Genomic DNA, 19,851 nt, shown 5'->3' with positions numbered 1-19,851 from the left:
TTATGTTAAATTCACTATATGAAAAAGCCATCGCTAAAAGAGGATTTATTCAGGATATTGGTTCTGAGACGGATGTTGAATCTCAATTGGAATACAAATGGTTTAATAGGGATATCGGTGAAAGTTCTGATGATTTTTCAATAGCGGCAGGAGATGGAAGTTTCAACAAAAAGAAGTTTTTGACAACTAACTTCTGTGCTGTCGGTGCAGAATCAATAATCTATGACGGGGAAATAAAAAAAATAGATGACTCGGATATATTTGACATATCTCACATATCCTTTCTAGATGAACTTTTAGGTAGCTATATGGCGATTTATGAATTGAAATGCGCTTTAAGGGCCATTAAGGATTATGATGTTGATTATTACATGTTCGATGGATCCATCTTGGGGGACTTGCAGAATGCTTTTCCAAGAGGTGCCAAGCTACCTGATAAACTTAGAGAGAATATGGATGACAGCCTTTTAAATGAATTTGAAAGAAGGCTGAATCAAAGGCATTTTGGATTGGTATTTCCAGATATCAGGGATTCCTTAAAATTGGTGGAAATGCCAAAACGCGAAAATTCAAATAAGATTGAAGAATATAACCTGCATTTGGCGGCTGTCGAAAAGATCATACTGTTGAAAGAGCTCTTGACTTATAAGGGGAAGATGATTTCAATATCCAAAACATCTTCAGACAATGAATTATTCAAATGGAATATTCCGGACATTTCATTTCTCGATAAATTCACAAAAAAGCAGGGAATCTCTAAAATAGAATATAGGAGAGTGTTTAAAAAAGCACCATTTCCATTTTACAACGACTTTTTCAAGCAATTGAAGTTCACAGTATTTTATGTGAGACTTCAGGATAATAAGAATGTCTTAAAGGTTGAATTGCCATATAAAGCTTCTAAAAAAGAGGTTTTTGAGATTGTCAAAAAGATCAATGTCCTGTCAGTTCAAGGTTATCCTTACCTGCTGAATAAAGCACATAACGATGTTGTGATTACGGATAGGAATATGAAGGAATTAATGAAAATAGCTAAGATTTATGAAACAACAAACAGGGAAGTGATGTCATGGTAGTTGGAATTTGCGTAGGGGAAACTTCACTTACAGAAGTAACATTCATTTCAGATAAGATGCCGAAAGTAGGCGAATATGTTACAATAGATTATGACGGCAAAAAAGTATTGGGCATGATAGAAAATTTAATTAGAGGAAATGATGCTTTAAATGTTGATATAAACGATTTTAAAGCGATTCAAAAAATTTCAAGAATTGGCGTTGAAGACAATTATATACGCGGTAAAGTAAAGATTCTTGGAGATGTCAATGATAATCTGAAATTGCCGAGAACTCCAGTGCTTCCAGGAACTGAAATCAAATTGGCAGATAGGGAAATTTTAAAAGAGATATTTAAAGTTAGAAATCCGTTAAAATTGGGTTGTCTTGTGAATCAGAGTGATGTTGAAGTAAATGTCGATGCAAATCCAATCTTATCAAGGCATCTTGCCATTTTGGCAATGACGGGTGCTGGAAAATCCAACACTGTATCTGTTTTGATTGACCAGTTATTGTCTTATAGCGTTCCAGTATTCGTATTTGACATGCATGGTGAGTATAGGGATGCGGAGTTTCCAAACGGTGATGTTAATCTTATCAGACCTAAAATAAATCCAAGATACATGACCTTTAATGAGATTAGGAGATTGGTCAATATCCCTAAAAATGGTTATATTCAGGAAAGGCATTTCAGAAGGGCATTCAGGACAGCCAATGACATGCTTAAGGATGGTCGGGCCAACACCAATAACTTTTTGCAGATAATGCATAACATTTTGCATGAGGAGTCATTGGATGAAAAGGCGGATAAGCAGATTATAGATGTTATGAACAAGATTGATGATTCCATGGACAGGTATTCCAAACTATTTGATAAGAATGCTGCAAATATCCTATCCAATATAAAACATTCTCATGTTAATGTCCTGGATTTAAGCCAAGTGGATGAATCAGTGGCCAGTGTGCTTGTAAGCCATATTCTAAGAAATTCACTTCAAAGGTCTAAAGATGCGGCTAATAGCGGGAACAAGGATGAATTGATGGATAATTCAATATTTTTCATTTTGGAAGAAGCCCATATTTTAGCTCCAAACAAACGCGATTCTGATTCTAAAACATGGATTCAAAGAGTTGCGCGTGAAGGCCGTAAATTTGGACTTGGATTGTGTTTGGTGAGTCAATCTCCAAAAACGGTTGACCATGATGCATTGTCCCAAATGAATAACATGATCATCCTGAGGCTGGTCGAACCCGAAGACCAAAGGCATGTCCAGTCCGCTAGTGAAAGCTTGTCGCAGGATCTGGTAAATCAGCTACCTTCTTTAAATGTTGGAGAAGCTGTCGTGCTGGGATTGATGAGTAAAGTGCCGACACTCGTTAAAATTGATGAATTTAAAGGTCGTCGCCATGGTGATGACATGGATATTGTTTCCCACTTTAAAAACATCAAAGAAAAGGAAGCGGAACAGTTAAGGATTCAGGAACAAGAAACTTTGGACATGGGATATGATTATTAGTTTCATATCCATTTTACTTATTTTTCAATTAAACATTTATACATCAATTTTTATTTCTTTTCAAATGCTCTCTTGGCAAACCATTAAATATGCAATCCAATATATTATTATTTAATTAAATGCTGTTATAGTGTTTAAATTGGTTATATACAATTGAATAAAAAAGGTAATATAATGAAATTTGCACATTTAGCAGATACTCATTTAGGTTATCGCCAATTTGGTTTAATTGAGCGAGAAAGAGACTTTTATGAAGTATTTGGAAAGGTTATAGATAAAATAATAGAAGAGAAAGTTGATTTTGTAATACATAGTGGGGACTTATTTGAAAACCCAAAACCATCTCCAATGGCACTTTTAGAATTTCAGAAAGGGTTGCTAAAACTGAAAGGTGCCGGCATTCCTATGTATGCAATAGCAGGAAATCATGATTCCGCATTAAGTAAGGGATCAATTCCGCCACATGTAATTTTTAAAAAGATGGGTTTAAAAGTTATCAGCCCAATTAATACTAATTATATGCATGGTGATATTTTCATTGGAGGTTTGCCGTTTTATACCGCATCTCAAAGTAATGTCTTAAAATCTAAATTGGTGGAATTATCTAAAAAGGCTGCTGATCATGATAAATCAATTTTAGTGTTACATCAAGGTGTGGACAATTATTTTGATTACCAATATGAATTGGAAACTGGAGATATTCCTGATAATTTTAATTATTATGCATTAGGTCACATTCATAAATACACCATGACTGATTTTGGAAAAGGAAAATTAGTTTATCCTGGGTCCACCGAAGTTTGGAAAACAGATGAACTGGCAGATTACCATGAAAATGGTAAGGGTTTTGTAGTGGTCGATTTTGATGGTGCAAAACCACTTGTTAAGAGAGTTAAGGTTGATATTTCTCGTGAATTTATTAAAAGGTCCATTGATTACAATAAACTGGAATCAAATATTGCAGGCATTAAGGAGACTATCAGAGATTTAGATAACAAGCCGATATTGATTTTGGAAATCAATAATGTTGATTCCGATACTGGTATCATTTATGATACGATAAATGAAGAACTTGGAGAATTATCTTTGATGATTAGACCAACATTTAACATGGTTGATGGGGAAATTGAAGATATTATTGTTAGAGAAGCTCCTGTAGGTCCAAAAGAATTGATTTTAGAAAAACTAGAAGATTATGAAAATGAGGACATTGGAAAATTAGCCATTGACATATACGACCTTTTATCAAAAGATAAGCTTGAGGATGCACGAGGAGTAATAGACCAGTATTATGCTGAACATTATCCTTTAGATGAAGACATGGAGGTTACTATAGAAACTATTGAAGATGAATTCGAGGATGAAATGGCCGAAAGCGAAGATGAAATTTCTGAAGATGAAACAGACGATACTCAAGTAACCTTTAAGGAGGTTCCAGAATGATTTTCACAAGATTAAGGTTAAATAATTTTAAATCCCATCAAAACACTACAATTAATTTCAATAAAGGAATTAGCGTCATTGTTGGTGAAAATGGAGCAGGAAAATCAACAATATTGGAAGCCATAAGTTTTGCTTTATTCAAACAGCACACCGCTAAAAGAATTGATGATTTGGTTAGAAATAATGCAGACACAATGTCTATTGAATTGCAATTTGTTTCAAACGGCAAAGAATATAAAATTGTTCGCGAAAAAAAATCCAATCTAAAATCTTCACTTTTCGCTAAAACTTCATCTGATAGCGGTTTTATCCATATATGCACAGGAGATAAGGAAGTTAATGATGAAATTCGCCAGATCTTAGACATAGATTCTGATTTGTTTTTAAATGCTATCTATATCAGGCAAGGTGAGATTGCTGAGTTGGTTGATAAAACACCTGCTGAGAAAAAAAATTTGATTGCTAAGCTTTTGGGCATTGATTCTCTTGGAAAATCATGGAAAAACTTACTTCCATTTATAAATAATTATGAAACAAAACGCGCTGAACTTGAAGGCAAGTTATACAACTCAAAAGAACTAAAAGAAGAGCATGAACGCAAGAAAGATGAATTAACAGCTCTCAAAGACAGAGGTCATGAACTTGAAAGCAATATTGAAGAGGTTTCAAATGCTCTAAATGAAATTTCTGAAAGTAAGAGGGATATGGAAAGAGAAAAGGAAATTTACGATAATCAAGTTCATAATTTGGAAACTGAAGAGGCGAATTTAGCTAAATTGGAAGAAAATAAACGATCAGTTCAAGAAAATTTAGATAAGATTCGTGATGCAGAAGAACAGATTAGTAGATTGGAAAAATATGTCTCAAAATTGGATATCTATCTTGATTTTGAAAAGTCAGTAATCAGTATTCAGAAACTAAAAGAGGATGAGGATGAGATTTATGACAAGTTAGATTCAATTAGCCAGCAAAAGAATATTGTCGCTGAGAATGAGGAAGACCATGATAAGTTCCTGGCTTCTGATGAAAAGATTACAAGATTAAACAATCAGAAAGTTAAATACGAAAAAGATTTGGCTACAATGGCCAAATTGGAAAAAGATAAAAAAGATTTGCTAAAGGGAATTGAATCTGAAAGAAATGACATAGAAGACTTCTTTTCAAGCGCTAAAGATGAATTAGATGATTGTGGTTTATCTAAAGATGATTTGGATAAGGTAGATGATTTCAATAACTTAGAAGAAACTACAAACAATCTATCTGATGAAACTTCTAAAAAAATTAAAGAATTGTCACAGGAAATCATTTCTAAAAATGAGGACATTGTTGTATTTAAACAAAACATCAAATCCTCTCAAAAGCCTTTAGAAGAACTTGAAGACGTTGACAATAAATGTCCTGTCTGCCAGTCTGATATCGATTCAACTAAAAAACAGGAATTGATTAAGCAGTATGAATCAAACATCGATGAAAATGAAAAATTAATTTCACAATTCAGCGAAGATGTACGCATACTCACTAAAGATAAAGAAGATTATGAAGAAAAACTTGAAAAGATTGAAGATTTGTCTAAAAGCATCATAGAATACAAACAGAAGTTTAACCATTTGGAAAACGAATTGGTTAAATTGAATAAAGTCGATGAAAACCTCGAATCTAAAGAGTTAATTAGCGATAAATTAGGCGAAATCATATTAAGCATTTCTAAGGAAAAAACTGCTCGTGAATCCTATAAAACATCCTATGATGATTTCAATAAGGCTAAAGGTGCTTTGGAAGTTTTAGGTGATGAAACCGAGATTCAATATAAATTGAAACAAGTCAAAAATGAAATCGATGTCCATGTCAGAAACATTAAATTGGCTTTTGAGCAAGATTCTCATTTGAGTGGAGATATTAGTTCAATTGAACTGCAAAATCGCATATCTGATTTAAAACAGAAGAATGAAGAATTTAATCAGTTAAAAGGTTTCATTAAAAATAAAAATTCTTTGATGACTCAACATGATACTATTAAAGAGGAGATAGGTGTCAGTCTAAATCAGATGGACATTACTAAAAATAAGATTGAGGCATCTTCATATGATAAGGAAAAATATGAGCAAATTCTGTTCCGCTATGAGATGTATGAGAAAAAACAAAATTCATTTAATAATGAACTTTCCGAATTGAAAGGAAGAGCTCGTGAATCAATTACAAATCTTAAAGAATTGGGCGAAAAGATAAAAATAGCCGACAAATTCCAAAAGGAGCACAGTAATGTTGAAGAATATATTAATATTTTAAAGACTATTAGAGATTTATTCGATAAAAATGGTATCCAAAAAGAGTTGAGAGCCATTTCAAAACCTTTAATTCAAAAGTATACTAAGGAATTCTTCAATGAGTTCAATTTCAATTATTCTGATTTGACTTTAGATGATGAGTATAACGTTACTGTATACGGCCCGGAAGGTGAATCCTCTTTGAGTATGGTTAGTGGTGGTGAAAAAATAGCTATTGCATTGGCTTTAAGACTTGGTATCACTAAAGCCATGTCCAAAGGAGATTTGGATACAATATTGTTAGATGAGCCTACAATTCATTTGGATAGTTCCAGAAGGCATGAACTTATTAATCTATTAAAGGACATGTCTGTATTGCCGCAGATGATTATTGTAACTCATGAAAGTCAGCTTGAAAATGCGGCTGACAATCTAATCAAAGTTGAAAAAGAAAATGGTATTTCTAATGTTATTGTATAAATATCATTTTTTATTTTTTTCTTTTTTTACATTAGTTCATCAGCATTTTTAACTGAATCGATTATGCAATTAGCATTCCATCCGACGATGGTTGCAGCTTTTTCTTCTAGAATTTCCGGAACTTCTTCAACACCTAAAGGCCTTACCAAAACAATTGGGATGTCATATTTTTCACTAGCGTTTAGAAGATCTTCAAACAATTCCTTATTGTCATTGTAGAGTCCTGCAAGCAATATTATCCGATCAACTTTTGAGTAGAACTGTTCTCCAGCTAAGGAATATGAACCGGAAATAGATTCTTTCCATAGGAAATCTACTTTGGAGTATAGTTTTTGAGTAAATTGGCCGTATTCATTATTTTGGTCAATGCCGTTGGAAATTATCAAATTATAAATTTTATCATCTTTTTCATCTTCAAACATTTAACCACCTTGCTTTAATTATGTACCATAATACTATAAATTAATTTCTTTTCTTTTTACAAAATATTTATTAATTCTAAAGTAATAAGTAATTATATGAATTATTTTTTTAAGGATTAGTTTTTTATGAAAGCGGCGGTTATTGGTTTAGGTGTAGAGGGTAAAAAAGCAGTAAATTCCCTTTTAAAACATGGTTGGGAAGTTTATGCTACTGATTTGAATATTAATGTTGATTTAGAAGGTTTGGATTTGCCATTGCTTTCCATGAATATGATGGATAGTGAACAAACTGTTTCCATTGTTGGTGAAAACATAACTTTGGATTTGGGTTTTACAAACCCTTATGCCATTGAACAGTGTGATGCAATAGCTATCAGTCCCAGCATGTATGGAGGGACATTCGCAACAAGATTATTGGAAAATGGAAATCTTTTAAGTGATGTTCTAGAAAAGCATAAGGACATTTTCACAATTGGCATTACAGGAACAAACGGCAAGACAACAACAGTTCACATGATTAAAAGCATTTTGGAAAATTCCGGCAAAAAAGTTTTAGTTGGCGGAAATGGCGGCGGAGGATTTTCAGGATATTACGATTTGATATTGGAAGCAAGTGAAGGCGAATATGATATACTGCTTGTTGAAGTTTGTGACATGACCCTGGATTTCTGCAAACATGTATTTGATTTTGACATGATTGGCCTAACCAATATTGGAAATGACCATATGAATGTTCACAAGACCATAGCTAATTATAAAAATTCTCTAGTTAGATTTTTTGACAATAAACTGATATTCACTGCCTTCAATCAAGATTTTAACACAGATTTTAAGGAATCCGCTTATAAGACAATACTCTATTTTGAATATCAGGATGAATTGCAACTTTTTGGCAAATTCAATCTGCTTAATGCAGGACTGGCTTATGCGATTACTCGAGAACTAAAAGTGCCTAAAGAAATTATAAAATCCAGCCTTGCCGAATTCAGGGCAGTTGAAGGTAGATTAGATGTTTATAAAATAAATGATGCTTCAGTTTATGTTGGAAAGACTGACAATTCTGATGCTTTAGCTTCAATATTGTCTGAAAAAGACTTTTATGCCATATTCATTGGCACTCCTCGCCACAATGAAGAGCACAGGTTAGATATATTGGATGTTGCGGTAAAATATAATCCTGAAGTCATCGTATTGTTCCCTGGATTGGATGACACTTTAGATATTGCAATTTACAGGCTCAATTCATTGGGTTATATGGGCAATATAATCACTGTAAATACTCTTGATGAGATAATAGAGTTGGTTGCAGAGTATTCACATGAGGATGCCATACTGATTGGAGGTAATGGTCAGGACACCATTATTGATATTCAGGAAAGGATAAAGATGATTTCTGAGAAGTTATCCAATTGATACAAATATATTTATATAATAAAAAAGAAATTTTACAATGTTATTAAATTATAGTAACCATAATCTAATCATGTTATGGGTGTAAATAAATGAGAAGTTGGAGAAAAACATCAGTTAGAATATTTTTTGTATTATTATTCGTGTGCGCATTTTTATTCGCTTTTTCATTGGTAAGCAGTACTCCTTACACTGGCCAATCTGTTGCTGAAGATTACAATATCACTGTAGGCCAATCCATGTTTAATGGAGATTCCATTTTAGGGGTTAATAGGACTGCTGAAGTTCCTTTACTAAAAAATTTCGGTTTTATTACTCATCAGTTCATGGCATTGGATATTCAGGGGATTTTCATGACCCTGTCTACAGGTGTAGTTCCTTTCGATTTTACTTCAGTATCTAGTGAGGGTATTGATTCATATGGAAACGCTATTGATATTGACGGACCGGGATATTTGACATTTGAAGGAGATCAATTAGCTGTCAAAGGTCCTGATACATATATATGGGGATACAGTACTCCGTATAAATTGTTATGTAAGACTGAGGATGGTGTTGACGTTATTGAAGGGGGAAAAGTAATTGAGTCAATTCCTACAGACCAAATTAAAAACATAAACTATTCAAGCGACTATTATAACAATGATACAATTGTCAGCTGGTACAATTACGATGCGTCTGTGGGTTCCCAATTTGTATTGGAAAAGGGAATTGTTAGATTTTCAGATGGAAGAGCTAATATTAGTTCAGATCAGGTTCCTATTATTTTCGGTCAGGATGTAACTGATTATGTTTCTGAATACCCAACTGGCTCACCAATTCTTCTTTATTCAGGCAATTACACTGAGGAATATGGTGAAGTTTATGGAACAACTTTAGGTTCTCACCCTGAATATGGAAATTCTATTAGGGAAACTAATGCAAGGCAATTTGTAGAGGCCTGGAATGGCACAATCATTCCACCTAATTCAACTAGTTCCGGTAGGGATTATGTTTACTTTGAGTCTGCAAATGATGCATCCGCTCCAGGTGGAAGTGCAGCTCACGGTGTATGTCCATCTGCTAGAGCTTTAAGAGCAGCTGTGCTTGCAGAAGGATTCTCATTGCCTGTTGGAATGGATTCATCTGAAAATGCAGTGCTTTTCGGATATAATCCTGCAAGTGATATTACCGTTACAAATACTCATGATTATCCTGTAAAAATCATAATGTGGACAGAAGGTTCAGGTACAGGAATGGGTATTTATGCGAGAATCGTTAGATATATTCCAAACGAGTGAATATATCCTTTTTTTATTTTTTTTATGTCAATCTCAACCATTATTACAGCGGCCGGAAAAAATTCCAGAATGAGGAATGATCAGCTAGCAAGAAACATTGAGTTGAAAAATAAACTTATTCTGCCCTTTAAAGATTCGACCGTTATAGAGACAACTATTGACAATGCTTTAAATGCAAACATTGATGAATGTATTGTAGTACTTGGCCATTATTCTAGTGAAATAAAAGAAGCTATCTTTGATAATTATAAAGATAGTGTAAAATTCATTCAAAACAATCCTGTTGATGTAGGTTTATCAACATCTCTTTTCAATGGCTTGTCAAATATTAGTTCTGATTTTGCATTGTGCATTACCGCTGACCAACCTACAGTTTCAACAGAGACTTTTGACAATCTAATTGATGTTTGTTTGAATAGTGAAGATCCTTTCCACACGATTTCAATTTTAAGAAGGAGAAAAACAGGACTATTAGACACTGCTGAAGGTTTGGGAATGCCTTTTGTAGCGCCAAGATTAAATCTGATGGGCTATTTGGAAAATGAGGATGATAATCTGAACCCGATTTTGAGAAAAATCTTTGCCGATGGCTATACGTTTTATGGAATAAAGGAAAAAAATAAAAAAGAATTATTAAATATTAATCATTATGAAGATTATTTAAATCTTTTAGATTGATTCAAGACCGGAAATTACTTCTTCAATCATTTCAGAACTAATTCCTACTGTCATTTCAAAATCTTTAATGTCTGCTGCTTTTCTTGAACCGTCACAACCTAATGTGAAATTAACCCCTTTCTCAAGATATGGGTTTGCAAATGCATCTCCACACAATGATTGGATGCCTGCAAATGAAGGTTCAATTTTTTCACCAGTTTTATAAACGATACTTTGAGCAAGCAGCATTCCCCCGACTGGTTTTGTAATAACCTGTATGACATCAGCATCAAAGTCAGCTTCGTCCAATGGAGCATAGATTATTCCCCAGGATTTATCTTCAATAATGGAAAGTTTGCCGGTAAGATTTTTGGCTGTTTCCAAGTCTTTGAATCTTCCGAGAGAGAAGTATTTTTCACCGTTAGCCAATTTTTCAGGCATGTCTCTCAATCCGATAGCTCCAGCTCCACCTAAACACATTTGTTCATCGATTGTAGAGTAAAATTTGTTGCCAAGTGATGCTTTTCTAACCATTTCGCAATGTCTTACTTTTTCATCAATTAAATCGTAACCTTCAGGAAGGTCTTCTTCAGTCTTGATCAGTTTCATTGCAACCGGTTTGGCATCAAGTTTGATTTTACCTTCAATAACTTCACAATATTTTTTGTTTTTTTCTAAACTAGAATCCGCCATATTATCGCCTAATTAATATTTTGTATTATGGAATTTTAAAGTTTTTTGTTATGTCAGTGTTATTTTTACAAAATGTCTTGAAATCGCAAGCTGAACAAGTTCTATTGTCAGCCTCCGCTTTCCATGCCTCTTGTATTTTGCACCCTTTCATCTCTTTAATCAGTGAATTTTCGATATTGGACACAACTTCATCAAATTTGTCAAGTGCTTTTCGGCGTTCCTCATCATCTATTTTGATGAATCTGATTGACCGGGCTATTTTGAATTCATCACTTAAGTTTGGAGCTTTTTCATCTTCCTCCCATTGCATAATTAACTCCACATCATCATAAAACTCATTTTCGCATGGAACGTCAGTTAAGTCATTGTTGATTTCATCCTTAATCAGCACCAAGTCTTCTTTCGATGGCACCAGCTCATTTAGATAAAGAATGATTCCTGCTGAAATGTTTTTTGCATCTTCTTGTTTGGACCTGAGCCATGAGTAGGTCAATATTTGCTGTTTGTGATGTTCCCATTTGTCTTCGCTATTTGGGGTTGTAACTTTTATTGGAGGTCTTTTCATTCCTTTGTAGTCAATGATTATTTCATAATCTTCAATATCGGTTTCATGAAGATTCTCTTTTATGAAATTGACGATTTTGTTGTCGTAGTTGTATAGTGTGCTCTGGTCATGTATTTTATTGATTTTTGTGGATGTTAAAACATCGACAACGCCATTAATCCCATAATAATTAGACCTGCTTATATTTTTATCATAGTTGGGCATTGGCCGAACCCCTTTTATCAATAGTTCGGATGCATCTATTAGTGGGAATAGGTGTTTTCCCCAAATGTTTATTGCCTTTTCGGCTCTTGCGCTAGCTAGTTTTTTATGGTCATGTTCATTCAAATCATCAAGTTCCAGGTCGTTTCCAGGCCTGTTAATGCTGAAAAACAAATCTTCATCATGGGGATAAAGGCCTCTGACTTGCAATCTCAAATCTATTTCATCTTCAATTGGCCGTATATCCTTTTTCCAGTCCCAAGGGAATTCCTTTTGTTGATGTTTCCAATCGAGGTAGGCTTCTTCCATCACTCCATGGATAAATTCACCAAACCACCTTTGCACTGGTTTTGAAGGAGGAAGGGTTCCTTTATTTTGATACCTGTATTGAAGGCCGCATGTAATGTAAGATAACAAGTCTCCAGTTAAGCTGTACTCTGGAATCATGTATGATTTTGATCTTGAAGGTAATTTCATGTTAAATTCTCCTAAATTAAGTAAATCTCCTCAAATCCAATGTAATTTTCATCTCTGCTCCATCCAAGAGCCACATTCGGAATATTGAAATGTTCATTTTTCTTGTTGTAGCCTTCAATGGCAGGATTCAGTCCGACTAACAGCAGGACACTTTCAGCCCTTGAAAATGCAACGAAATAGAGTCTGGTCAAATCATCAAAAGACCTGTCTTTTTCGCTTCTTTCACTTTCACCCAGTATTGAATGTTTTCTAATGCTGTCCTCAATTGTGACTTTTTCCTTTAGTTTTTTTGGAAATCTCAATCTTTGAGTTTTAATATCGTTTGTCTTAAATTTGGAACCGACATCAACGATAACCAATGGGAATTCAAGCCCTTTGGATTGATGTATGGATAGGACATTGACTCTGTTTTCAGGCAATGTTTCCAGAAGGGACTCATCTATTTTAACTCCTCCAGTGGATAATGGTATGAATATGTTCCATATTGCCTCAAGGACAGAATCCCTTTCGGTTTGTTCGTTTTCAAAGGATATGTCCGAATGGTATTCATTGAAAAATCCAGTTTGAGTAATTGATTTTGTTATGGCTTCCAGATACACCACTCCTTCCACATCATCCTGCAGCTCTTCAATCCAGGTTGTAAGCTTGTATGCGAGTTCCATTAGGCTTGCAGTCTTTGGCCATTCGGTTTTTTTACCGCTATCGTCTGTTTCAGGATATGGCCTTCTGAGTTGCCAGCGTGTGACAAAAGTGTTTAGGGAAATTGGTTCTCTGGGTTCAGGATTTAATTTAATGTACTCCTTAGCCTTAAGTCTCCATCTATACATATTCCTTTTTGCTAGATTTGGAATGGTTTTATCTGATTTCTGTATTTCTCCTTCAGGGTCAATGCATTCCAAAATCAAACCGCAGAATATTGCAACATTATCGATTTCCTGTAAATCCTGCCCCCTTGGGTTGAACATCTCAATGGGCTTTCTTAAGCGTTTAAGATTTTTCCTCAAATAGTAGAGGAATGTCCTGTTTCCGAAATTAATCTCTTTTGGGGAATATGACAATACCGCTATGTCTGACGCAGACCCGTAATCTCCATCTAATTTAAGGGTAATCTTATCCATTTCTTTTCCTTGCTGGATTTTTTGCCTTTTGAGTTCCTGTAATCTTGCAATGCTTATTTCCCCATTCATTTTTTTATAATATTCTTCATCCAAAACTTGCAAAACTTTTATTTCACTTTCTCCCTTATTAATAAGGTCATTTAGCAGTTTGGATAAGTCATTGGCTAACATTTCAGGGTTATTTCTAAACATTCCCAAGATGGGCATTTTTTCCTTATCGAAATCAGGGGCTATGATTTTCGGTTTGTTTTCAACTCGGGCATATTGATATTCGCCATCAAGCTCCACAAAGCGGTTGCAATGGTTTATGATGTTTTCAGTAGACCTGTAATTTGTTCTTAAGTTAATCTCTTCAACCTCAATGCCCAATCTTTCATTTATGCGCTGTTTGTAATTGGTGAACAAATCCACTGTAGCGCCTCTGAACCTATATAGTGACTGGTCATCATCTCCGACAACGGTGATGTTTCCGTTGTTTCTCAAGGCAGACTCTGCAATGGTGAAATAGATGTCCTCTTGGATTAAGTTGGTGTCCTGATATTCATCTATTAGGACAATCTGAATATCTTCCAGGAACGTGTCCAGCTCATTATTTTTCAGCTTCTTGAGAAATGCTGACTCCAGCATTGTAAAATCAATTGTATTTCTTTGACTTAAAATTGTTTCATATTCTTTAATGCAGTCCAATGCAACTCTAAAACCGCTTTCCGGCTCTGTTTTACTGTATAAATCATCTAAATTAACTTGGTCATAATAGATTCTATTTTTTATTTCAATTAGAATTTCACTCATTTTTGATGGTTCTTCCAGTTTTGCCCTTCCGCTTAATTCCTTCAGGTATTCTACAAGATTCTTATTAAGGTATCTTTCATCTTTTAGGAGAATCTTAATCATTGCAGAATTTGCAACAAAATCTTCAATAACTGCAGGTTGTGTCTCTCCAGGTTTTTTATAATCTCTTAATAGTTCTTCAGCTATACTGTCTGTTGTTCCTATGTTGATCTGGTTAAAGTCTATTCTTTCAATTTCAATGATTTTAGCGATATCTTCAAAGTCACTATCGTCAAGTTCACTTGCGAGCTGATTTTTAATTTCATCTCCCCAGCCCAATATTCTTGAATACAACTCATCAGCGGCTTTTCTTGTGAATGTTGTAGCCAGTATTTCACGGGGATTGATGCCGTCAACAAAGATGTATTTTAATATTTTCAGCACCATTACTGTTGTTTTTCCAGATCCGGGTCCTGCTACGATAAAAAGGGATTTGTTTTTGTCGGATAGTATTGCTTTTTTCTGGTCTTCATTTGAAGATATGTCTCTTTTAAGCGTATTTACTACAATATCTTCAAATTTATCATATGAAATCATTTTTTCCCTCATGATGTATAATAATTAATTTATGGTTAAATCTTATTTATATAATGAATGTGAGAGCATTTGAAAAGTATTATTCATTAAAATATATTTGAGTTTTTCTAAATGTAATAAGCAAAAAACATTATAAATTAAAAAAAGTAAACAATTTAACATGGGGGTATAATTCTTCCATAATATGTGTAGATAGTTAGGAATTTGATTATTCCTAACTTATTTTAATATCCTATTTTTATAATTAAATCAATTTCAAATTAAACGAATATTTTAAATATGATTTTAATTTAAAATATAATTGTTAATTTAATTTAGCTGATACTATGTCTGAGCCCAACAATATTGATATGTTTAAAAATGATGTCCGATTTAGGGATAATATTGCACATGTTGAGACATTACCGGCTAAAGAAGCTAATTTTAAAAAAGTCGATAATTTAAATGAAAAAATTGTAGAATATTTGGATTCCAAGGATGTTAAGTTATATTCTCATCAGGCAGATGCATATGAAGCTATTAAAAATGGCGAAAATGTAATCATCACGACACCAACGGCCTCTGGAAAGACATTGGCCTTTAATTTACCAATCATGGAGTCCATGATTGAAGATAAGGATGCAACTGCACTTTACATTTATCCTGCAAAGGCCCTGTCCAATGACCAGCTTCATGTGTTGGAAAACCTTGAAAGGGAACTTGAGATTAAAATTGATCCAAGAACCTATGATGGAGACACCCCAAGAGATGAGAAAAGGGGAATCAGGGATAAATCAAGAATAGTTTTAACAAACCCCTATCAATTGCATCTCATTTTGTCATGGCACCATCAGTGGAGCAGATTCTATAAGAACTTAAGGTATATTGTCATCGACGAATCACATTACTATAAAGGAGTTTTCGGTTCTAATGTGGCTTTTCTAATAAAAAGATTAAAGAGAATAGCCAATTTTTACGGTTCATATCCTCAGTTTATCTTATCTTCAGCAACTCTTGCAAATCCTTTGGAGCTGGCCAATAGGTTGACTGGTGAAGAGTTCATTTTAATTGATGAGGATGCCTCCCCCAATGGCGAGAAAGATTTTATCTTGTATAACCCTTTTAAAAATTACAGAAGAAACAAGGTCAATATGCAAAATGCCCCTTCTGTCCATATGGAAACGGAAAACATTTTCATATATATGATGTTTAAAGGGATTCAAACGTTATGCTTTACTGTTTCAAGGAAAACAACAGAATTGATTGCCATGTGGGCTAAAAAGGATATGACTCAAATTAAGGGCAAATTAGCTCACAGGATTGCAGCTTATAGGGCAGGTTATCAGCCTCATGAGCGTCGTGAAATTGAAGAGGGTCTTAAAAGCGGAAAGTATTTGGGTGTGACATGCACAAACGCTTTGGAATTGGGCATTGACATAGGCTCTCTTGATGCAGTAATTATTTCCGGTTATCCTGGAACCATGATTTCCACATGGCAACAGTCAGGAAGGGCTGGGCGAAGTAATCAGAAGTCATTGGCCATTTTAATTGCTTTTGAAAATCAGCTTGACCAATATTTCATGAATAATCCATCATTCTTCTTTGACAAGCCCCATGAAAATGCGATTATAGATTTAACAAATCCCATATTGCAGGAAGCACATATCCTATGCGCCGCCAAGGAATTGGCAATAAAGGAAGGGGAAGTTTCCAAATACTTCGAGGTAAATGAAGAGATTTTGGATAAATTGGTTTCGCAAAAGGACTTGCATAAAAACATTCGAGGGGATTATATGTATCCCTATGATGACAATCCTGCATTGGACCATTCCCTTGACCAGATTTCAGGTCAGGAATTCAAGGTGATGAATAATGGAAGGCTTCTTGAGACAATGGAGAGGTCTCAAGTATATAGGGAAGCTCATGAAGGTGCAATCTTAATCAACAAGGGAGACACTTATGTTGTCAATAGCGTAAATTTGAAAAATGGATTCGTTAATGTTTCACAAAAGACTGTCGACTATCATACGATGGTCTTGAATCAGACTGAAATCAGAATAGAAAAGAAATTGTCAAAAACAAAATATGGTGACTTTACGATTCACTTTGGGGAACTGACAGTTCGTGAAGATTATTACAAGTATAAAAAAATGCATTTTTCAAAATCCATTGGAACATATCCTCTTGACTTACCTCCCTTAAAATTCAAAACCAAGGGGCTGTGGTTTACAATTCCAAAACAGGTTAAAGATACCTTGGAAGATATGTTCGCAGAAGAGGAAGTTTTTGCAGGCGGTCTTCATGGTGCCGAGCATGCATTAATCGGCCTGTTCCCGCTTCATACAATGTGTGATAGGTTTGACATTGGAGGACTTTCTACAAATTATCATGAAGATACGCAGGAAGCGACCATATTTATTTATGACGGATATGAGGGTGGAATTGGAATTTGTGAAAAAGCAGTGGATGTTTTTGTCGAATTGCTCAAATCCACTATGGATCTTCTTAATAATTGTAATTGTAAAAGCGGCTGTCCAGCTTGCATATACTCTCCAAAATGCGGCAATGATAACAAGCCACTTCACAAAAATGCAACTAAATACATTCTCAACTACATGTGCCAATTGATTTCGAATGATTTTGAAGGGAGTAGGGAGATAATTGATGAGGTCATTGATAAAACTGAAAATGATGAGGTTTCCCAGTTATTTGATGAGGCATCAAAATCATTTGCTGATGGAGATTATTCGACATCCAAAGACCTCTTGAATAATATCTTATCGATTGACAAGAATCATGTAGATTCACTTGCATTAATGGCGCAGATATTATACAATCAAAATCAAAAGGATATCTCACTTTATTTTACAAAAAAAGCATTATCTCAAGATAAATCAAATGAAATGGCCAATGAACTCGAAGTTTTGCTTTCAAATAAAAAAGACAACTCAAAAGATATTGGCGAGCTTGATTCTCTAGATGATGTTGAAGTGATGTATGAGGAAGCCTATGATTTATACAATCAGGGAGATTTGGATACGTCAGCTGAAATCTTGGAAAAATTGCTTGATTTTGATGATAGGAATGCTGATGCCCTGGCATTAATGGGTTTAATTTATTATCATTCAGGAATATTTCCAAAAGCGGTTGAGTATTACAGGATGGCATCAAAAATAAATAAGAATGGTGAAATGGTTAAGGAATTGAAATTGAGGGTTTCTTAACAATCACTTGCCGTAAGCACTGAAACCGTCTTCGAAATGTTCGCACACATTCTCGAGCTCATTAGGAATGTCTATTTTTTGGGTACAATAATCCAGACATGTTCCGCAGTAGTTGCATTCGCTTGCAGGTACCTTTTCATCACCTAATTTGTCGAAATAATGTCTATAAATATTTGATTCAGGCTGATTTTTGGATGTGTTGTACAAATTGAAGTATTCAGCTATCGGAATCATTTCCGGACAGGCATCGGTACAATATCCGCATTCACTGCATGGCACAGCAACATTCGCCCTAAGTTTGGATGCCATGTTTTCTAAAAATTCCTTTTCGGCATCAGTCATGACTGCAAAATCATCGAATGTATCACAATTATCCATCAAATCATCCATATTGCTCATTCCACACAGAACAATTTTCACGTTTTCAAGTGAGGCGCAAAATCTGATTGCTAAACTAGCTATTGATTTGTTGGGATTAAAATTATTGAAGTCATTTTTTATTTCATCTGAGGTATTTACGATAACTCCGCCTTTCAGGGGTTCCATTACATAGACGTCGAACCCATATTCTACACATAGGTCATAACATTTGTGGGCTTCAATAACGGGATCTTCCCAGTCAAGATAATTAAGTTCTAACTGCACTATATCAAGAATGTCTCCATATTTGTCAAGAACTTCTTTCAATAATCTTGAATCGTCATGAAAGCTAATTCCAATTTTTTTAGCCACACCATTTTCTTTCATTTTTTTGATATATTCAAAAGAGTTGTTCTCCTCCGCTAGTCTATACCATGGAATGTTGATGTTGTGAATGAAGAACACATCAAAGTAATCGATTCCCAATCTTTCAAGCATTTCATCCACATATTTGTCATTGTCTTCTGGGGAGGTCAATGCCCATGTTGGCATTTTATCACAGATTTGAAATGATTCTCGAGGATACCGTTCAACCACTGCTTTTTTAATAGCTACTTCGCTCATTCCTCCATGATAGGCATAGGAAGTATCAAAATAATTGTATCCTTTGTTCATGTAAATGTCTACCATTTCATTGAATAGTTCCTGGTCTATTTTTGTCGGGTCATTCGTATCGGTTTGCGGAAGTCTCATGCATCCAAAGCCGAATTTTGATTTGTAAGTCATGTTATTATTTTTAAAAGCATATTTATTTAAGGGTTTTTGATTGCAATGGAAAATGTTTTTTTCATTAATACCCAGTATTACTTGAATATTATCCAAATATTAAATAGCTTTATTAATAAACAAAACCAAATTTATAATATTAATATTTATATATAAGGAGTTGTAGAATGCACGAATTATCTATGGCGCAAGGTATTATTAATGCGGTTTTGGAAACTGCAGAAAGTAATAATGCAACTGAAGTTACTGAAGTTACTGTTGAAATCGGAAGACTGGCTATGATAAATCCTGAACAATTGCAATTTATGCTGGGCGTTTTGGTTGAAAACACAATTATGGAAGATGCTAAAGTCTCTATTGAAGATGTTCCGGCAGAAATTGAATGTGAGGATTGTAATTTTAAGGGGGTAGCTGTTTTAGATGAAAGCGACCATTATGCGCCCCTTGTTAAATGTCCTGAATGCGACAGTTTAAAAGTTGAAGTTTTAAATGGAAAAGACATTGTTGTCAAAAACATTATAATTGAAAAACCTGACGATACATAATTATGGA

General features: G+C 34.4%; 13 protein-coding genes and 1 pseudogene. 9 read left to right on the top strand and 5 right to left on the bottom strand.

Features of this window, described 5'->3' with window-relative positions:
• The first annotated feature begins 2 nt into the window (after window positions 1-2).
• The 4 genes from IJE64_RS06385 to IJE64_RS06370 all read left to right on the top strand — a co-directional run bounded on the left by IJE64_RS06385 (window position 3) and on the right by IJE64_RS06370 (window position 6,759).
• Window positions 3-1,076 carry a DNA double-strand break repair nuclease NurA gene (locus IJE64_RS06385; protein ID WP_292783651.1) on the top strand — a complete coding sequence of 358 codons (1,074 nt, stop codon included), beginning with the start codon at window positions 3-5 and terminating at the stop codon, window positions 1,074-1,076.
• Window positions 1,070-2,572, top strand: coding sequence for an ATP-binding protein (locus IJE64_RS06380; RefSeq protein WP_292783648.1), 1,503 nt, complete (start codon window positions 1,070-1,072; stop codon window positions 2,570-2,572). Before IJE64_RS06385 ends, IJE64_RS06380 begins: the two co-directional genes overlap by 7 nt.
• 174 nt (window positions 2,573-2,746) lie before the next feature.
• The gene (locus tag IJE64_RS06375) at window positions 2,747-4,015 is read left to right on the top strand and encodes a DNA repair exonuclease (protein WP_292783644.1); all 1,269 of its coding nucleotides are present in this window, start codon (window positions 2,747-2,749) and stop codon (window positions 4,013-4,015) included.
• A complete protein-coding gene (locus tag IJE64_RS06370) occupies window positions 4,012-6,759 on the top strand; it encodes an AAA family ATPase (protein WP_292783640.1) in 2,748 nt (915 codons plus the stop codon). Before IJE64_RS06375 ends, IJE64_RS06370 begins: the two co-directional genes overlap by 4 nt.
• A 26-nt stretch (window positions 6,760-6,785) precedes the next feature.
• Here the strand turns inward: IJE64_RS06370 and IJE64_RS06365 are convergent, their stop codons facing one another.
• The gene (locus IJE64_RS06365) at window positions 6,786-7,181 is read right to left on the bottom strand and encodes a nuclease (protein WP_292783638.1); all 396 of its coding nucleotides are present in this window, start codon (window positions 7,179-7,181) and stop codon (window positions 6,786-6,788) included.
• Window positions 7,182-7,307: 126 nt separating this feature from the next.
• Between IJE64_RS06365 and IJE64_RS06360 the strand changes: the two genes are divergently transcribed.
• The 3 genes from IJE64_RS06360 (at window position 7,308) to IJE64_RS06350 (ending at window position 10,549) form a co-directional block, all read left to right on the top strand.
• The gene (locus tag IJE64_RS06360) at window positions 7,308-8,594 is read left to right on the top strand and encodes a Mur ligase family protein (protein ID WP_292783636.1); all 1,287 of its coding nucleotides are present in this window, start codon (window positions 7,308-7,310) and stop codon (window positions 8,592-8,594) included.
• Window positions 8,595-8,683: 89 nt separating this feature from the next.
• Window positions 8,684-9,871 (top strand): hypothetical protein, encoded by a 1,188-nt coding sequence (locus IJE64_RS06355; RefSeq protein WP_292783634.1) that lies wholly within the window; start codon window positions 8,684-8,686, stop codon window positions 9,869-9,871.
• 24 nt (window positions 9,872-9,895) lie between these two features.
• Window positions 9,896-10,549, top strand: a complete 654-nt coding sequence (locus tag IJE64_RS06350) for an NTP transferase domain-containing protein (protein ID WP_292783632.1) — start codon at window positions 9,896-9,898, stop codon at window positions 10,547-10,549.
• Here the strand turns inward: IJE64_RS06350 and IJE64_RS06345 are convergent.
• From IJE64_RS06345 to IJE64_RS06335, 3 genes are read right to left on the bottom strand one after another with little or no spacing between them, the layout of a single operon-like run.
• Complete coding sequence (locus IJE64_RS06345; RefSeq protein WP_292783629.1) at window positions 10,541-11,221, bottom strand: DUF169 domain-containing protein; 681 nt, start codon at window positions 11,219-11,221, stop codon at window positions 10,541-10,543. The genes IJE64_RS06350 and IJE64_RS06345 overlap by 9 nt on opposite strands.
• 25 nt (window positions 11,222-11,246) lie before the next feature.
• The gene (locus tag IJE64_RS06340) at window positions 11,247-12,464 is read right to left on the bottom strand and encodes a PD-(D/E)XK nuclease family protein (RefSeq protein ID WP_292783626.1); all 1,218 of its coding nucleotides are present in this window, start codon (window positions 12,462-12,464) and stop codon (window positions 11,247-11,249) included.
• Window positions 12,465-12,475: 11 nt separating this feature from the next.
• Window positions 12,476-14,950, bottom strand: coding sequence for a DEAD/DEAH box helicase (locus IJE64_RS06335; RefSeq protein ID WP_292783620.1), 2,475 nt, complete (start codon window positions 14,948-14,950; stop codon window positions 12,476-12,478).
• Between the two features lie 326 nt (window positions 14,951-15,276).
• On the opposite strand from IJE64_RS06335, the pseudogene IJE64_RS06330 reads away from it, so the two are divergent.
• Window positions 15,277-17,847, top strand: a pseudogene (locus IJE64_RS06330) (DEAD/DEAH box helicase); the annotation flags it as partial.
• 309 nt (window positions 17,848-18,156) lie between these two features.
• Here IJE64_RS06330 and IJE64_RS06325 read toward each other — a convergent pair.
• Window positions 18,157-19,299: an aldo/keto reductase gene (locus IJE64_RS06325; RefSeq protein WP_292783615.1), complete on the bottom strand. Its 1,143-nt coding sequence runs from the start codon at window positions 19,297-19,299 to the stop codon at window positions 18,157-18,159.
• 167 nt (window positions 19,300-19,466) lie between these two features.
• On the opposite strand from IJE64_RS06325, the gene hypA reads away from it, so the two are divergent.
• Window positions 19,467-19,844, top strand: coding sequence for a hydrogenase maturation nickel metallochaperone HypA (gene hypA / locus IJE64_RS06320; protein WP_292783612.1), 378 nt, complete (start codon window positions 19,467-19,469; stop codon window positions 19,842-19,844).
• Window positions 19,845-19,851 lie beyond the last annotated feature (7 nt).

It is taken from the genome of Methanobrevibacter sp. (assembly GCF_017409525.1).
Classification (GTDB): Archaea; Methanobacteriota; Methanobacteria; order Methanobacteriales; family Methanobacteriaceae; genus Methanocatella.
This window is presented reverse-complemented; position numbering and strand designations above follow the sequence as displayed.

What these genes read in the sequence shown, in the direction of transcription:
- IJE64_RS06385 (WP_292783651.1), top strand. Translation starts at nt 3, where the DNA reads ATGTTAAATTCACTATATGAAAAAGCCATCGCTAAAAGAGGATTTATT.
- IJE64_RS06380 (WP_292783648.1), top strand. Translation starts at nt 1,070, where the DNA reads ATGGTAGTTGGAATTTGCGTAGGGGAAACTTCACTTACAGAAGTAACA.
- IJE64_RS06375 (WP_292783644.1), top strand. Translation starts at nt 2,747, where the DNA reads ATGAAATTTGCACATTTAGCAGATACTCATTTAGGTTATCGCCAATTT.
- IJE64_RS06370 (WP_292783640.1), top strand. Translation starts at nt 4,012, where the DNA reads ATGATTTTCACAAGATTAAGGTTAAATAATTTTAAATCCCATCAAAAC.
- IJE64_RS06365 (WP_292783638.1), bottom strand. Translation starts at nt 7,181, where the DNA reads ATGTTTGAAGATGAAAAAGATGATAAAATTTATAATTTGATAATTTCC.
- IJE64_RS06360 (WP_292783636.1), top strand. Translation starts at nt 7,308, where the DNA reads ATGAAAGCGGCGGTTATTGGTTTAGGTGTAGAGGGTAAAAAAGCAGTA.
- IJE64_RS06355 (WP_292783634.1), top strand. Translation starts at nt 8,684, where the DNA reads ATGAGAAGTTGGAGAAAAACATCAGTTAGAATATTTTTTGTATTATTA.
- IJE64_RS06350 (WP_292783632.1), top strand. Translation starts at nt 9,896, where the DNA reads ATGTCAATCTCAACCATTATTACAGCGGCCGGAAAAAATTCCAGAATG.
- IJE64_RS06345 (WP_292783629.1), bottom strand. Translation starts at nt 11,221, where the DNA reads ATGGCGGATTCTAGTTTAGAAAAAAACAAAAAATATTGTGAAGTTATT.
- IJE64_RS06340 (WP_292783626.1), bottom strand. Translation starts at nt 12,464, where the DNA reads ATGAAATTACCTTCAAGATCAAAATCATACATGATTCCAGAGTACAGC.
- IJE64_RS06335 (WP_292783620.1), bottom strand. Translation starts at nt 14,950, where the DNA reads ATGATTTCATATGATAAATTTGAAGATATTGTAGTAAATACGCTTAAA.
- IJE64_RS06325 (WP_292783615.1), bottom strand. Translation starts at nt 19,299, where the DNA reads ATGACTTACAAATCAAAATTCGGCTTTGGATGCATGAGACTTCCGCAA.
- hypA (WP_292783612.1), top strand. Translation starts at nt 19,467, where the DNA reads ATGCACGAATTATCTATGGCGCAAGGTATTATTAATGCGGTTTTGGAA.